Genomic DNA, 14,299 nt, shown 5'->3' with positions numbered 1-14,299 from the left:
CGGCGTTGGATATCCGACCTAGGCAGCTTCTGCTGGAGATGTGGGAGGCCGCCGCCGAGTACTCGTACCAGGGCGGCGGATGGAAGTTCAGCGGCCGGGCCGAGTCGAACTCCACCAGCGACGCAGAACAGCTGCTCTGCCTCATGTACCCGTCGTACCAGATGCCCGGGATGGAGATCGTAAAGCCGGACGAGACCGCCAAGGACGTGCGAGTGGCGCTGGAACGCATCGGTGATGCGCGCCAGATCCCGCAAGTGCTGGTGCGGGCGCTCAGTGAGTATCTCGAGCGGTATACGAACGAGCGGGGCGCGCCGGTCTTCTCCGGCGGTTCGTATTTTCAGCCGGTCGGCCAGGGCGAGCCACTCACCCCCGAGCAGCGCGCGTTGGAGATAGTCGACTCGTTCTCGATGTCCATCACGCTGTCACTCGCCATTCTCGGTTTCGTCCGCGAGTTCCGGCCGACGGTGCGGCGCGACGCGTTGCTCGCCGAGATGCGGGAGCTGGAGAAGGCCGCATCGCGCCGGCTGACCGCGTCGATGGTGGGAATTCTGCGTAGTTTCACGGTGCGGACCTTCGCGGCCTACTCCGAGGAGGGGCGGGCGTTGTGCGACCTGGTCAACACCGAAGGGAAGTCGACCGAGAAGGTCCTCGACGAGGTCCGCGACGCGCTGGTCCCGGCCCGTACCTCGTTGCGCGAGCTGAAACTCGGTGTGGAACTGTCCGCCGAAGCAGTGGACGACGACAGCGTGCTGTTCGAGTGCGGCTGGTCCTGGGGCATCATCCGGGATGCCCCCCCGGTCGACGCGGGCACGGGCGTCGTGGTCGACCAGTCCCCGGGTGTCGCTCAGGCGAAGCCCTCCCTGTACTTCACGGTGGTCGCACTCGACGGCATCTCCGACCTCTTCTCGGCGCGCACCCGACAGCTCGGCCTGATCAACCCGGATCAGGAGGGCCTGGTGGGTGCCCTCCAGCTGCGTTCGAACCTGGCGCAGCTCTACTGGTCGACCATCGCGCGCCTCGGCCGGTCCCGCTGGCCCGTCGAGGAGGTTCCCTGGCGGAGCGCGAACCCTGCGGACGAGGGGCCTGAGACGGACTACGACACCCTGCTCGCGGCCTCGATCACGATCGAGGCGCTGGCCACCGAGCGAGCCCGGGACGTCGACATCGCGCGTATCGCGGACGTCCTGGCGGAACTGGCCGTGCGGGGTCGGGTCACCAGGCGGGCGAGGCTGCGCGAGCCCGCGATCGAGCTGCACGTCCCGGGGGTACGGCTCCCGCTCACCGGCGCCGAGGACCTCGGGCCGGCTATGGAGTGGCCGGTGGCGGACTTCTCGACCGCGTTGCTCAAGCGGGTGGCGCGGACCGCGGCCGTCACTCGTGACAGCGCGCTGCGAGATCGGTTGGTCGGCCTTGCGGACGAGATCTGGGACCGTCACGTGCGGCTCCGTCAGCTTTCCGACGGTCCCGGCGCCGGGCTGTGGGATGACATCAGCCTGTTCAAGCTGTCGCCGACGGACAAGGGGCCGTCCTGGTACTTCACCGAGCGGGTGATGGAGGCGCTCGTCACCGTCGCGGCGGTCTCCGTCGCGCGTCCGTACAGCGCCCGGCTGGCCGACCTGGCGCTGGACATGCTCGCCGAGGCCGACCACCTGCACACAGCCGAGCTGCTGCGGGAGTCTCCGACATCCACCGTCCCGGCCAGAACCCAGCTGCACGGCATTGGGGCGAACCTGCAGCGGGCGCGTGAGCTGCGTGAACGCCAGCCGGCGACGTCGATCGCGATCGTGCAGGCGGCGCTGCGCGATCTCGACGCGCTCGCCATGGCCCGGCGAGCCTGAGGGCCCGGCTCCGATGATCATATTTGCGACGTCCGACAAAGGCGGCACCGGTCGCTCCGTGACGAGCTGCAACGTCGCCTATCGACGCGCGATGCAGGGCAGCGACGTCTGCTATCTCGACTTCGACTTCGGCTCGCCTACCGCGGGCGCCATCTTCGGTGTGGAGGCGGCAGGGCAGGGCACGGCTACCGGCGGCGGGCTGCACGAATACCTCGCCGGGCGGACGGCCGAAGTGGACCAGCTGGACGTCTGGGGGCAGTCGGAGCTGGGCGGGCCGCGGGCAAGACCGCTCGGAGCCGGCAGGCTCACCCTGCTGCCGGGTGACTCCGGCGGTGGGGAGTTCCCCGTCGACGCGACCATGGCCCGGCGGTGCAGCGATCTGTTCCTGCGCCTCGACGAGGAGTTCGAGCTCACCCTCGTCGACCTCAGCGCCGGCCGGTCGTACGCGACGGAGCTGGTGCTGCGTGCCACGGCCGACCCGGCGCTCGCTGAGAAGACCGCGCGCTGGCTGGTGTTCCACCGGTGGACGCGCCAGCACATCGTCGCCGCCGCCGGCCTGGTGTTCGGCCCGCACGGCATCCTCGAGACGGGGATGGATCGCGGGCACAGGCGCCGCGAGCTGGAGGACACCATCCGGTTCGTCCGCACCGCCGTGCTCGAACCAGACTCACCACAGTTGGCCGTCCTGCGGGCGGAACAGTCGGTGTGGCTGCAGTCGTACAACACCGACCTGCAGAAGCTGGCGGCGAAGCTGCGCCTCGGCCGCAGCGTAATGCTCGGCTCGATCCCGCTCGACCCGGTCCTGCAGTGGCGTGAGCAGATCATCGTCGAGGACGACATCTCGACCACGCGGATCGCCAACGAGGAGACCGGACAGGCGTTCGAGGACCTCGCCAAGCGCCTGACAGACGACAGCGCGTGGGAGGGGCTCTGACACACGTGGAACCATTCTCCGGCGGGCCGACGACCGTGCCCGGGTCCGCGGTGTTCCGTGAGACGAGCGCCGTCGAGCGCACCGTGGAGGTCCCGCTGGCCCATCTGTCGGTGGAACTCGGCCATTTCTACCCGGAAGACCTGGCGGGCGGCGCCGGCGTACTGGCGGAGCATTTCCGGCGGATAGCGCCGTGGGTGGACCGGCCGCGGCTGGGCTCGCTCGCCGGCGGCGCGGGTGGCGCCGCCCGTGCTGGCCGGGCCCCCCGGGTGAGCACCTGCCTGCTCGTCGACGACTACTCCGACCAGGGGAAGATGCCGCCGCCGGCAGCAGTGGTGCCACAGCTGCTCGCCGCCGCGCGAGCCCAGGACATCGTCATCGACTACATCGCGCGGGAGTCGGCGTGCGCCGCCGCCGAGAACGTACCGTTGGCGCGCATCGTCGAGGGAGCGCTCGTCGCGGACCCGCCCTACGGGGCGAACGGCTCGCGTCCGACGCTGAACGAGACTGGCTGGCTGTGTAACGGAGCCCGCTCGCCGTCCACCACCGGGACAAGGGCGATGGGAGTCGCGGAGCCTTGGCAGCCGCCGACGGAAAACGGCTCGCGCCGCCACTCGGTCTTCCTCGATGTGGAGCTGTGGAGCGAACACCGCGGGCACCATGCCTGGTCGTGCGCCTTTCTGGCGGCGGTGTGGCAGCTCCTGCGACTGGGCCTGCTGCGGGCCGGTGGCGAGACGGTGGTCCGCCCGGTGACGGTCGATCCCGCGGACCTGCCGGACCGCTGGGCCGACTTCCCATCGATCGGCCGCCTAACCCCGGCCCCTGCGCCTTTCTGCGCCTACCGGACCTTCTCCGTGCTCGATACCGGCTACCTTCCGGTCGAGCACGCCGTGCGCGTGATCCTCGGCCAGGTGGGGGTCGACTCGGCAGCGCTCTCGGCCACGGAACGTCGTGCGGGAGCCGAGGGCATCGCGCTGCCGCCTGAGCCCGCGGACCGTCTTTCCTACTTTTTTCTGGGCCGTTGATGGCCGCTCCGAAGGCGACGGCTGTTCCGAGGGCGCCCAAGGCGCGCGAGCTCGCCGAAGAGCTGGACATGTTGGTCGGCGAGGTCCGTACCACCCTGCTGCAGAACTCCCACCGCGTCGGCGCCACCACCGTCGCCGCGCTGCTGGACATCGTGCCGGGAGGCCGGGTCCGCAGCGCTACCAGGCCCGTCGCCCATGCGTTCTCGCCCGACGTACGGGTGGGCGTGCACTGCCCGCTCGCCACCATCTCGGGCACCAGAGCAGACGGTGCGGGAACGGCCGTGGCCCGAGCGTCCGTCACCGGGGGCACAGTCCTGCAGGCCTCCACCCGGGCCAGGCTCACCCGAGCCGCGGGCGAGCGCAGACTGCCGTGGTCGCACTATGTGGCGAACCCGGGGATAATCGAGGTCGCTGGGCGCACTGACGCGGACGACCTGGCTGCGGGATTCCTGACAACACAGACCCGGGCATCCCTCGATCTTGGCGCGGTCAGCAGCCGATTGCTCAGCCGCGTTCAGCGCAGGCCGGGTATCGACCGAGTCACCTCGTTGCGGGCGCGCCGAACGCAACTACGATTCGCCGTCACCTGGCGGTCTTCTGATTCGGCCGTGCTGCCACAATTATTGGGTGCGCAGCGGAGGATTTCCGATTTCCCCTCGGTCCCCACCGGGTCGGCGGAGTCGTTTCACCGGAACAGCGAGCCGGCTGCTTCCGTCTCACCGGTGAGCGTCGAGTTCACCATCCAGGATGAAACGTTGCGTACGCTGCGGCTGCGGCTCGGGAGATGCGATCCGTCCGACGTCGTGGCCGCGTGCGAGGACCTCGCCCTTCACGACTGGCTGCTTTCCACGGTGGAGTCCCTGCTCGATAACAGTCGGATCGGGGTTGATTCCGCCCAGGAGGTGGTGCGGCGCTTCCGTCCGGTGATCGATCACCTGCTCCACCTGTGGATGCCCGGGGCGAGGGTCGCCGAGGAGCTGGCCGAGGTGTGGGCCGCGCTGGAAAGACGTCCCGGCTTCTCGCGGGAGTGGTCCAGCCTGGTCGGGCGGATCAGGGATCAGCTCGCGCTGGCAGGACTCGAGTCGTCGTCGAGCCTGTCCGCCTTGGCACGGGTCGCGGGCGTCTGCCAGGCGGGAGCTGAGGAGGACTCCGTCGGCGCGTGACCGAGGTCGAACAGGGGGAGGTGCAGGTGAGCGCGGCGTTCGGATGGTTCGGCTTGGCGGTCGCCGTCGGGGGCGCCGTGTTTCTACCGGGTTTTCTGCTCGGTGGGGAGATCGCCTGGGTGGCCATTCTTGCTGTCCATCCAGGCGGCGTCGTACCTGTAGCGCAGCGTAAGGATTTGTCATGCTCAGGTGCGTGCCGGGGTGGAGGTTTGGGCGGTTGACGTGGGCGGGGTGGCGGAGCCGTCCGGCGCGGAAATTCCGGGCCCGATTCCGGACAATTTCATGTTTTTGATGAAGAAGTGAGTTGTGGGGGCAGTGGTGTCGAAGGCTTGACAATGAAGATCCGCTCCAATCCAATTAATATGCGGGAACGATCGACTCAGTCCTCCCGTCTCTGGGATGCCGCTATCAGTCTCGATCATTTTGGGTGCTCCTCGCCGGACTAGAAGCCAGCTCCTCCTGGATTTCGGGCGGACACCGGCCGAGGAAGGCGTTCGCTGGAGCTTCGGAAACACTCCTACGGCGTGTTGAGAGGAAGGGAAGAGTGTCTGTGGTCAGGATAATCAGGCAGGTTGCGGTGGCGGTCGCGACCGGCGGTGCTACTTTTCTGCTGAGCTATTTACTCGACGGAGAGATGACCTGGACAATGATGCTCTCCGTCTTCATCGGCGGTGTCGTCCTTGTCGTTCAGCACCTGGTAGACGTCGAGAGCAAAGTGGAGGCGGCCGCGGACGCGCAGGCCGAGCGCCTTTCGGGGTTCGAGCGGCGGTTGGACCGGGTCGACCGCGGCGTACGCCTGCTGGAGTCGCTGGAGAGCTCGGCCGTCGAGGCGGCTGTCCCCGGAGCGCGGCCCATCAGCGGGCTGGTCGAGCGGTCCGCGAAGTTCGTTCCCCCGTCGCCCGTTCTGGGCCGGCTCGTGGCCGAGGAGATCCGGGCCATGAACGAGCTTCTTCGCGGCCTCGAGGGCGATTCCGCGACCTGCCAGGGAGAGGACCGCGACTGGATCCTGGCGCTCACCCGGGGAGCCCAGCGGACGATCTCGGCGACCAGCACCACCGCTGCCGACGGTGGGCGACGCAGTTTCAGCGACGGATTCTGGAAGAGTGAGCTGGGCCGCGCGTATCTTGCGGCGCAGCGGGAGGCAGTGGGTCGCGGCGTTAGCGTCCGGCGGGTTTTCATCCTCAACAGCGAGAAGATCCGGCGCAATTCGGATTTCGTCAAGATCTGTGAGGATCAGCGTAACGCGGGAATCATCGTGCACAGTGTCGTGGTGCCCGGCGGCGACCAGCTCGGCAGCGGCGGGACGGGCTGGCGCAAGACGTTCCGTGACTTCATTCTCTTCGATGACGAGGTCAGTTACGAGGTGGAGGTCGGTGCCCTGCAGGGCGCCAGCATCACGAGCACCCACCTGAAGTTCGACCGGACGCGCATCGGTGAGCGCATCGCGCTGTTCAACGAGATCTGGGCCGAGGCGCAGGCGGCCGCGGCCGCGGACGAGGCCGCCCGGCGTTCGGCGAGCTGACGTCGACCGGGGGCAGTCAATCCGCCAATCCGCTCAGGCGAGTACGCGGGGCGCGGGGTTGCCGGGTGGGAGGAAGCGGTGCATGACGTAGAGGTCCACGTCGCCGTGCCACGGGTGGCGGTACGCGGCGGGCAGGGTGCCGATCACCCGGAACGCCAGTGATCTCCACAGCGCCACCAGCCGGGTGTTCGCGGCGACCACCGAGTTGAGCTGCATCGCGCGGTAGCCGAGGTCGGCGGCGTAGTCGACCATGCCCTCGGCGGCCGCCCGGCCGACCCCGCGGCTGCTGGCCAGGTCGGTCCCGTAGCCGCCGGGGCCGAACGCGCCCCCGCCGAAGTTGACCACGGTCGGGTCGACCAGCAGCTGGGCCAGCGCCACGTGGTCACCCAGGCCCGGCTGGCTGGGGGTGAGCAGCGCCGTCGCGACGACACGGGTCGAACCGGGGCCGTCCTCGACCTCCATCACCAGCACGTGCGCGGGTGCCGGCAACATCCACAGGCCCCGCGCGCTCCGCTCGTCGGTGCCCGGTGCCCACATGCACGTCTCACCCTCGGCGACGACGGCCTCCCAGACCGGCCAGATGGCCGGCCAGTCGCCATCCGCTGCCCGACGTGTCCGCACATACCGATCCTGCCCGTGAACGCACCGAAATGGGACGTCAGCTCTCCGCGGGGGTAGCGCGTTCGACTGAGAATCCCGTGCATCCGCCCACCCCGCGGACGCTGCCTTCGACGCGGTCGGGCGTGCCGGCCCTCGGGGTGCCCGTGAGATTCACCATCTCGTAGCCGGCGGGGCGGCTGACCCATTCGTGACCGTCGAGCCTTATCTGACCGCCCTGAACGGAACCGGTCATGGTGAACGAGCCACGGGGAACAGTGGGGTTCTCCGGCAGCGGGTAGAAGTCGAAGGTCGCGGTGAGCGCGGCCGGGCCGGTCCCCGCGATCCGCAGCGACAGACCGGTGGTTCCCTGAGCACAGGCATAGCTTCCCCGCCACGCCCCGTCGACCACCACCCCGGCCACGACCGGCCCGCCCGCGGACGGCGGCCCGCCGGCGGCGGCCCCCGTCCCGCCCGGATCCGTCCCGCCCGGACGCGAGTCACCTGGATCCGAGCCGCCGGCGTTGCCGCGGTGTTCCGCGCCCGGCGGCGGAACCGCCGCCGCGCCGACGGGGCCATCGACCCCGGGTGGGGCGCTCCCGCCGCCGCAGCCCGTCAGGGCGAATGCGAGGCCGGCGAACAGAACGACCGCCAGCGATCCCGTATTTCGAAGGCTTCTCGGCTCGCGTCGCATTCGGAGTGCCTCCCATTCGCCAGTACCGCCGTCACCGGTCGTCAGCACGCGCCGATTTCCGGGGCGCCGGACGATCCGCGATGTGACTGTCGCATCCTCGACGCTGCGCCGCACCGAGGTACGGCGCCGGACTGCCCGCGTCGGCGCACTACGATTGTGGTCGACGCCGTTCGGCGGGTAGCCCGGAGGGTCCGCGTGGGCGTCGGAATGCAGCAGGCACCGGCATACGATGCACGAGCCGGACGGGGAGTCCATGGCCAAGTCCTTTTCCGAATCCGAGCTGGGTGAACTGGCGAGGGTCTACCATCGGCAGCGTTCCGCGACATTGCTGTTGGCGCTCGCGGGTATCGACCGCGAACGCCATCCCAGCTGGGACAGCACCACCTCCCGGGACTTCTGGCAAGCGGTGGGTGAGCAGGTGGCGTCGGGATGGGGCGGGCCCGACGCCGCCGACCGCATCCTGGCCTTCGCGGCCAGGGAGTATCCCGGCAACGACATCTTCCGCCGCTCGGTGGGAGCCCCGTCGTCCAGCTCCCCGGCCGCGGTCGGGAGCGCCGCCGCTGTGACGGGCACCTCCGCCAGGAGTGGTCGCGTCGCCGACCCCTTCGGGAGCTCCGGCACGTCCGGCTCACCCGGTCCGCTCTCAGTCCTGGGGACGATCGTCGTGGTCGACGCGGTGAGCTTCAGCAAGAACGGCGCGCTCGTCCATCTGGAGTGGCGCAGGGGCATCAGCGCCGTCACGGCGCGGGCGGCGGCCGCCGCGGGTATTCCGGCGGAGTTCATGCACTTCAACGACCGCGGTGACGGATTCATGCTGATCGTCGACGGCCGGATACCCGCCGAGACGGTGGTCGCCGACTTCACCCGGGAGCTTCGGATCGACCTCGGCAGGTACAACAGCACCCGCAACAGCACCGGCCGGATCCGGCTGCGCATCGCGGTGCACGAGGGTCGGGCGTTCGTGGACGGCACGGGCCTTGCCGGCACGCCCGCGATCAACACGGCGAGGCTGGTCGACGCCGACGAACTGCGCGAAGTCCTCAGAAAGTCCGACGCCCTGGACACCGCACTGATCGTCTCGGACGCGATCTACCAGTCGACGGTCAGTGAGCGGCTGCGCGGGCTCGACCCGGACGACTTCGTGCGAGTCGAGGTCAAGACGGAGAAGTACAAGGGCGTCGCGTGGATCGCGGGGCGTGGGAACGCCGACGCGGCCCGCGCGGCCGGTTCGGGGGAGGAGGCCCGTCTGATGGCGGTCGAACAGCTGTCCGTGCCCGAGGCGACGACCGGCAGGTGGGACTTCCTGATCTCGTGCACGGACGCCGACCAGGACTGGGGCCAGTGGATCGCCCATCAGCTCCAGACCGCGAAGTACAAGGTGCACCTGGACGCCTTCGACATGGTGGCGGGCACGGGTCGCGTCGCGGAGTGGCACGACGCGGTCCGGTACTCGACTCGGACGATCGCGGTGCTGAGCGAGAGCTACCTGACCGCGGCCAGGGAGATTCAGGCCCAGTGGCAGGCGGCCTGGGAGAGCGACGGCACCGGTGACGGGAACACGGCCGGCGACGGAGGCAGCGGGGGTGGGGAAGGCGGGGTCGAGCGCCGGTTGATCCCGGTGGTGGTCCGGCCGTGCCGCCCGGACGGCCTGCTCAAGGGCATCACGCCGATCGACCTGACCAGTCTGCGGGACGATCGGAATGCCGCCCGCGACCACCTTCTGGAGGAGGTCGCGGCCTCGCTGAGCGGGCGGCGCAAGCGCTCGGAGGACCCGCCCCAGTTCCCAGGAGAAAGCTGACCGTTCCGGGCGGTGCTGAACGTTCCGGGTGGTTCAGTGCCAGCCGAGTTCGTCCAGGCGGTCGTCGCCTATACCGAAGTGGTGCGCGATCTCGTGGACGACGGTGATCCGCACCTCACGCACGACGTCCGCCTCCGTGGCGCTCATGGCGCAGATCGGGTTGCGGTAGATCGTGATGCGGTCGGGCAGCACGCCGCTGTACCAGTCGCCCCGCTCGGTGAGGGGGATTCCCTCGTAGAGGCCCAGCAGGCCGTCCGCGGAGTCGTCCTCGACGAGGACGGCGACGTTGCGCATCCGTCGTCCCAGCTCGGGCGGCAGGCTGTCCAACGCGGCGACGACCAGTTCCTCGAACCGCTCCGGGCTGACGGTGACCACGGCTCCCATCCTGCCGTGCCGGCGCGGTGCCGCCGGCGCGGCAGGACGGCCGGGTGTCAGGAGAGGGCGACCAGGGCGCCGAGGGCGAATCCCACGGCGGCGAGCCAGACCAGGGTCGGCAGCGCGCGCAGCCAACCGCTCAGGGCGGGCCTCGGCGCGGCCTCGCCACCAGCTCCAGCCCCGCCACCAGCGCCAGCGCTGGCCCCGGCCCCGGCGGAGCCGGCCCCGGCACCCACTGGTTCAGGCGTCCGAGCGGCCGGGACGGGCGGGGCGGCCTGCCCGGGGACCGGCCGGCGGCCCTGCCCGGCCAGCATGGTCTCGGCATCGGCGTTGTCGAGCTTCGGCCGCGGCGCGGCGGCGGCCGGCGGGCGCTGGACCGGCCGGAACGCCCGGAGCAGGACCTCCGGACCACTCAGCCCGCCCAGCCGGATGCGGATCTCGCCGTCGACGGCGAACTGCTTCGCCCGCGCCCCCTCGCTCCAGACGCCGTTGGTGCTCAGGTCACGCGCCGTCCAGCCGTCCGGGCCCGGGGCGAGCTCGACGTGCCGGCGGGAGACCTTCGTGTCCTGGACGGTGATGTCCGCCTCGCGGCTGCGGCCGATCACGTAGGACCGGTCCGGGGTCAGCTCGACCGTTCCCGTGGCCGTGGTCACCCGGATGGTGCTCAGGTCCATGTTCTCCCCTTCTCAGCCGCGGAAGACGGCGTCGTCGCGCACGGTCACCGGGATCGGTGCGAGCGGCTCGCCGGCCGGCCCGGCGACGGGAGCACCGGTCTGCGCGTCGAACTTGCTGCCGTGGCACGGGCAGATGATCTTCCCCCCCTCGACCGAGCTGACGTTGCAGCCCTGGTGCGTGCAGACGGATGTGAACGCCTTGACGCCGTTCCCGCCGTCCCGGGTCAGGACCATGCTGGCGTCCTCGAGGACCAGGCCGCCGTTCGCGGGGATGTCGGCGAGGTTGGCCAGTGGCGTCGCGGTGTCGCCCCCGCCCGCGGCTGTCCCCGCCGCGTTGGCCTCGGCGGCGGGCGGCTTGGGGTCGGCCGCGCTACTGCCCGAGGCCACCACGTAGCCGGCGGCGGCACCCGCCGCGGTCACGATGAGGCCGGGTACGACCACGCGCCGGGTCGGAGCTTCCTGCGTCATGCCGGCCTTCCTCAGAATTTCGGGATGTCGGTACGGGTGAAAAACCACAGCGACGCGCTCAGCCAGAGCACGACGAGGGAGAGGAGAACCGCCGACCCCAGTACCGGCAGCGCCCATCCCGGAAGTTTTTTCGTCCGCAGGCCGAGCATTTTCGCCGCGTAGGCGCCGTAGAAGACACACCCCGCGAGGCTGTGCACGAGCACGCGAGAATCGCTGCTGGCGAATCCGAGGGCCCAGATGCAGTGGAACGCGACGGGCAGCGTCAGCACGAACGCGACCGTGCCGCTCCAGCGGTGGACGGGCGCCGTCCAGCCGGGTGCCCGGCCGGCCCCGGGCAGCCGCCCCCACATCCACAGAGCGGTCGTGAGCTGCACCAACAGGAGGACGGCCGCGGCAGTGGTGAGCCAGGCCTTCATCGGCAGCATGCCGGAGAAACCGAGGGTGAACAGCGGCCTACGGGCGGGGTCGTGGGTCTTCGAGTAGACCGCCAGCGCCAGTGTGACCGCCACTCCGGTCAACAACGCGACGGCGAGACCGAGCCCCCCCGAAGGCGTGCGTGTGCTATCCCGAGCCGTATTCGAACCGGAACTTTCCGTACCCAGCGCCATCCGCCCCCCGTTCGCCAACATTCCCGCTCGGCGCACTATGCAGCAAAAAGGGGGGTGCGGTCTAGCTTCGTCGCTCGGCTGACAGCCCGCCGGCGGAACAGCGCCGTCGCGGCGGAAAGCGGAATGAGGTTTCCGGAAGGACCCGGAGGTGCGGGCCGAGCGGCTGGCCGGCGGTGCCGGCAGGCGAGGCGGTGGGCGGCGGTGCCGACAGGCGACCGGAACGGTCTGCGTCTGCGGCTGACGTGCTCGTGTGCGCGGGTGTGCCGCGCGTGCATACGGGGCGGGAAGGTCCTCCCGGCCGGACGGGCCGATCCGGCCCTTCCGACCCGTCCGGCGGACGTCACGCTCGGGTCGTGACCTTCCGATGCTGACCGAGGGACCGGGAGCGGACCTCCGGGGGTGCCCGGGTGCCCTGCCCCGCCCTACCGCGGGCGGCCGGCGTCAGTGCAGCGGACCCTGGCAGTCCTTGCACCGCTCGCTGAGGATCGACAGGAGCTCGACCGCCTTGATCGAGGCGTCCCGCACCTTGGCGAGGTCCTGCGAGGAGTTCAACCGGAGCAGCGCGGACTCCGCGCCGTCGGTCGCACCCTCGCTGAGCGCGTCGACGATCTCCGCCGCCGGGGTGCCGTACTGGTACAGGAGAACCTGCTTGTCCTGGTAGGACGGCAGCTCGGCGGGGAGGTGGCCGAGGCCCACTCCCGCGAGTTTCCGGCTGAGGATCTGCCGTACATTGGTGCCGAGCCGGCCGTAGCCGCCGATCTCGCGCAGGACTGCCATGTCGATCCGATAGACACCGTTGTTGCCGACGACCGCGGTGCGCAGTTCTTCCCATGTGATGGGCGAGCCGGTCCAGGCGTCGACGGCCTGAGCTTCCGTCACTTCCTACCGTCCTGGCTTTCGGTACCGCTGCTGATGGGACCGAGCTGTTTGCTGGGTGCTGTTTGCCGGGTGTTGACCGGTGCTTTTATCCCGTGTGCGCGAGGCAACGCTATCCGACCTCTCGGACCTGGTCCAGACAGGACCGGCACGGGTGGTTTCGGAAACGTAAAGGCGCGGCCGGCCCGCTTCCGGGGGAGCCCTGCCGAGGGCGCTCGGGAGGGGCCCGCGACCCCCGTTACCCGCAATTAGGACGATAGTCCACCGCGAACGCGGCAAAATCTGGTGATAGAGTTCCGCAAACACGGATATGTATGGCCTCGCCGGGCGCAGGTGCGGGGGTGACCGAGCACTCAGGGCCCGTGATTCGGTGTTGTACGTCACACCGGAGCCGGTATATCGGGGGCGGTCACCAGGGAGGACACTCCTGATTAACGGCCCGCTGACCCGGCTGAAACCGGATCGGCCGCCGAGTGGGGGTGCCCCCGGTGGGCCTGTGCCGCGCCTTCCGCCGCGGCCCGTGCCGCCGCACGTGCAGGTCGCGGGGCGGCCCAGGAATCGCATCAAAAACTTATCCTCGGAATTATCCTTCAGGCTTTCCTGAGTGGTGAGGTAGCGCCCCGTGGGGTCGATTTCTTGTTAACGGAGCGGTTACCGACGTACATGCGTCCGAAATGAATCCCTCCTACGGTTTCTACATATCGCGGCAAGCCGGGAGGGCGAGCTACCAGCGCCCAGTCGGTTCGCGGGGCCACGACCGCAACCGATTTCCGAACCGCGGGACGCACTGCACGAAACCGTGCGTGCGTACGCAGCTCCAGGAGGAGAATGCAATGCGCCAGATCGCGTTCTACGGCAAGGGTGGTATTGGCAAGTCCACCACCCAGCAGAACACCATGGCTGCCATGGCCGAGATGGGCCGTCGCGTCATGATCGTCGGCTGCGACCCCAAGGCTGACTCGACCCGCCTCATCCTGCACTCGAAGGCCCAGACGTCCGTCATCCAGCTCGCGGCGGAGAAGGGCTCGGTCGAGGACCTGGAGCTGGACGAGGTCCTGGTCGAGGGCCAGTGGGGCATCAAGTGCGTCGAGTCCGGTGGCCCGGAGCCGGGCGTGGGCTGCGCCGGCCGTGGCGTCATCACCTCCATCACCTACCTGGAGGAGGCCGGCGCCTACGAGAACCTCGACTTCGTCACCTACGACGTCCTCGGTGACGTTGTCTGCGGTGGCTTCGCGATGCCGATCCGCCAGGGCAAGGCCCAGGAGATCTACATCGTGACCTCCGGCGAGATGATGGCGATGTACGCCGCGAACAACATCGCCCGCGGTGTCCTCAAGTACGCGCACTCCGGTGGCGTGCGTCTCGGTGGGCTCATCTGCAACAGCCGTAACACCGACCGCGAGGACGAGCTGATCATCGAGCTCGCCCGCCGTCTCAACACCCAGATGATCCACTTCATCCCGCGTAACAACGTCGTGCAGCACGCCGAGCTGCGCCGGATGACGGTCATCGAGTACGACCCCGAGAACAGCCAGGCCAACGAGTACCGCCAGCTGGCCAAGAAGATCGACGAGAACGACATGAAGACCATCCCCACCCCGATCAGCATGGACGAGCTCGAGGAGCTGCTGATCGAGTTCGGGATCATGGAGCAGGAAGACGAGTCGATCATCGGCCAGAAGGCCAACGCGACCGTCGCCTGAGGCTCCGGCCACCTGCTCTGACACTGT

15 protein-coding genes are annotated in these 14,299 nt (G+C 69.5%); 7 read left to right on the top strand and 8 right to left on the bottom strand.

The window, feature by feature from the left end; translation table 11 throughout:
- Positions 1-5: 5 nt before the first annotated feature.
- Genes E0504_RS40595 through E0504_RS40580 form a run of 4 tightly spaced genes read left to right on the top strand, consistent with a single transcriptional unit; the run spans position 6 to position 4,957 of the window.
- Positions 6-1,838: an SCO2524 family protein gene (locus E0504_RS40595; RefSeq protein ID WP_071067104.1), complete on the top strand. Its 1,833-nt coding sequence runs from the start codon at positions 6-8 to the stop codon at positions 1,836-1,838.
- A 13-nt stretch (positions 1,839-1,851) separates the two neighbouring features.
- Positions 1,852-2,772 carry an SCO2523 family variant P-loop protein gene (locus E0504_RS40590; protein WP_020464293.1) on the top strand — a complete coding sequence of 307 codons (921 nt, stop codon included), beginning with the start codon at positions 1,852-1,854 and terminating at the stop codon, positions 2,770-2,772.
- A gap of 5 nt (positions 2,773-2,777) precedes the next feature.
- Positions 2,778-3,794, top strand: a complete 1,017-nt coding sequence (locus tag E0504_RS40585) for an SCO2522 family protein (RefSeq protein WP_083391422.1) — start codon at positions 2,778-2,780, stop codon at positions 3,792-3,794.
- Complete coding sequence (locus E0504_RS40580; RefSeq protein WP_112105148.1) at positions 3,794-4,957, top strand: SCO2521 family protein; 1,164 nt, start codon at positions 3,794-3,796, stop codon at positions 4,955-4,957. The genes E0504_RS40585 and E0504_RS40580 overlap by 1 nt, the downstream gene beginning before the upstream one ends.
- Before the next feature lie 185 nt (positions 4,958-5,142).
- Here E0504_RS40580 and E0504_RS40575 read toward each other — a convergent pair whose 3' ends face one another.
- Positions 5,143-5,379: a hypothetical protein gene (locus tag E0504_RS40575; protein ID WP_131626974.1), complete on the bottom strand. Its 237-nt coding sequence runs from the start codon at positions 5,377-5,379 to the stop codon at positions 5,143-5,145.
- 155 nt (positions 5,380-5,534) lie between these two features.
- On the opposite strand from E0504_RS40575, the gene E0504_RS40570 reads away from it, so the two are divergent.
- A complete protein-coding gene (locus E0504_RS40570) occupies positions 5,535-6,479 on the top strand; it encodes a hypothetical protein (protein WP_020464290.1) in 945 nt (314 codons plus the stop codon).
- A gap of 33 nt (positions 6,480-6,512) precedes the next feature.
- Here E0504_RS40570 and E0504_RS40565 read toward each other — a convergent pair whose 3' ends face one another.
- Both E0504_RS40565 and E0504_RS53745 read right to left on the bottom strand, forming a co-directional pair.
- On the bottom strand, positions 6,513-7,100 hold the full coding sequence (locus E0504_RS40565; protein ID WP_112105147.1) for a GNAT family N-acetyltransferase: 588 nt from the start codon (positions 7,098-7,100) through the stop codon (positions 6,513-6,515).
- 37 nt (positions 7,101-7,137) lie between these two features.
- Positions 7,138-7,770, bottom strand: a complete 633-nt coding sequence (locus E0504_RS53745; RefSeq protein WP_131626972.1) for a hypothetical protein — start codon at positions 7,768-7,770, stop codon at positions 7,138-7,140.
- Positions 7,771-8,023: 253 nt separating this feature from the next.
- On the opposite strand from E0504_RS53745, the gene E0504_RS40555 reads away from it, so the two are divergent.
- On the top strand, positions 8,024-9,568 hold the full coding sequence (locus tag E0504_RS40555; protein ID WP_112107984.1) for a toll/interleukin-1 receptor domain-containing protein: 1,545 nt from the start codon (positions 8,024-8,026) through the stop codon (positions 9,566-9,568).
- A 33-nt stretch (positions 9,569-9,601) separates the two neighbouring features.
- Here the strand turns inward: E0504_RS40555 and E0504_RS40550 are convergent, their stop codons facing one another.
- The 5 genes from E0504_RS40550 to E0504_RS40530 form a co-directional block, all read right to left on the bottom strand.
- A complete protein-coding gene (locus tag E0504_RS40550; protein ID WP_112107982.1) occupies positions 9,602-9,952 on the bottom strand; it encodes a metallopeptidase family protein in 351 nt (116 codons plus the stop codon).
- A 47-nt stretch (positions 9,953-9,999) separates the two neighbouring features.
- The gene (locus E0504_RS40545) at positions 10,000-10,617 is read right to left on the bottom strand and encodes an FHA domain-containing protein (protein ID WP_112107981.1); all 618 of its coding nucleotides are present in this window, start codon (positions 10,615-10,617) and stop codon (positions 10,000-10,002) included.
- Between the two features lie 12 nt (positions 10,618-10,629).
- Positions 10,630-11,085, bottom strand: a complete 456-nt coding sequence (locus tag E0504_RS40540; protein ID WP_112107980.1) for a Rieske (2Fe-2S) protein — start codon at positions 11,083-11,085, stop codon at positions 10,630-10,632.
- A gap of 11 nt (positions 11,086-11,096) precedes the next feature.
- A complete protein-coding gene (locus E0504_RS40535; protein WP_112107979.1) occupies positions 11,097-11,693 on the bottom strand; it encodes a DUF6529 family protein in 597 nt (198 codons plus the stop codon).
- Between the two features lie 441 nt (positions 11,694-12,134).
- Positions 12,135-12,572, bottom strand: coding sequence for a hypothetical protein (locus E0504_RS40530; protein ID WP_018501672.1), 438 nt, complete (start codon positions 12,570-12,572; stop codon positions 12,135-12,137).
- Between the two features lie 830 nt (positions 12,573-13,402).
- On the opposite strand from E0504_RS40530, the gene nifH reads away from it, so the two are divergent.
- A complete protein-coding gene (gene nifH / locus E0504_RS40525; protein WP_020464282.1) occupies positions 13,403-14,272 on the top strand; it encodes a nitrogenase iron protein in 870 nt (289 codons plus the stop codon).
- The last annotated feature ends 27 nt before the right edge of the window (positions 14,273-14,299 follow it).

It is taken from the genome of Parafrankia sp. BMG5.11 (assembly GCF_004337455.1).
Note: the sequence above shows the minus strand (reverse complement) of the source record. Positions and strands in the feature narration are given on the sequence as shown.

Bases quoted from the DNA above. Each gene is read 5' to 3' on its own strand.
- E0504_RS40590 (WP_020464293.1), top strand. From the start codon at position 1,852: ATGATCATATTTGCGACGTCCGACAAAGGCGGCACCGGTCGCTCCGTG.
- E0504_RS40575 (WP_131626974.1), bottom strand. From the start codon at position 5,379: ATGATCGAGACTGATAGCGGCATCCCAGAGACGGGAGGACTGAGTCGA.
- E0504_RS40550 (WP_112107982.1), bottom strand. From the start codon at position 9,952: ATGGGAGCCGTGGTCACCGTCAGCCCGGAGCGGTTCGAGGAACTGGTC.
- E0504_RS40545 (WP_112107981.1), bottom strand. From the start codon at position 10,617: ATGGACCTGAGCACCATCCGGGTGACCACGGCCACGGGAACGGTCGAG.
- E0504_RS53745 (WP_131626972.1), bottom strand. From the start codon at position 7,770: ATGCGACGCGAGCCGAGAAGCCTTCGAAATACGGGATCGCTGGCGGTC.
- E0504_RS40580 (WP_112105148.1), top strand. From the start codon at position 3,794: ATGGCCGCTCCGAAGGCGACGGCTGTTCCGAGGGCGCCCAAGGCGCGC.
- E0504_RS40540 (WP_112107980.1), bottom strand. From the start codon at position 11,085: ATGACGCAGGAAGCTCCGACCCGGCGCGTGGTCGTACCCGGCCTCATC.
- E0504_RS40535 (WP_112107979.1), bottom strand. From the start codon at position 11,693: ATGGCGCTGGGTACGGAAAGTTCCGGTTCGAATACGGCTCGGGATAGC.
- nifH (WP_020464282.1), top strand. From the start codon at position 13,403: ATGCGCCAGATCGCGTTCTACGGCAAGGGTGGTATTGGCAAGTCCACC.
- E0504_RS40555 (WP_112107984.1), top strand. From the start codon at position 8,024: ATGGCCAAGTCCTTTTCCGAATCCGAGCTGGGTGAACTGGCGAGGGTC.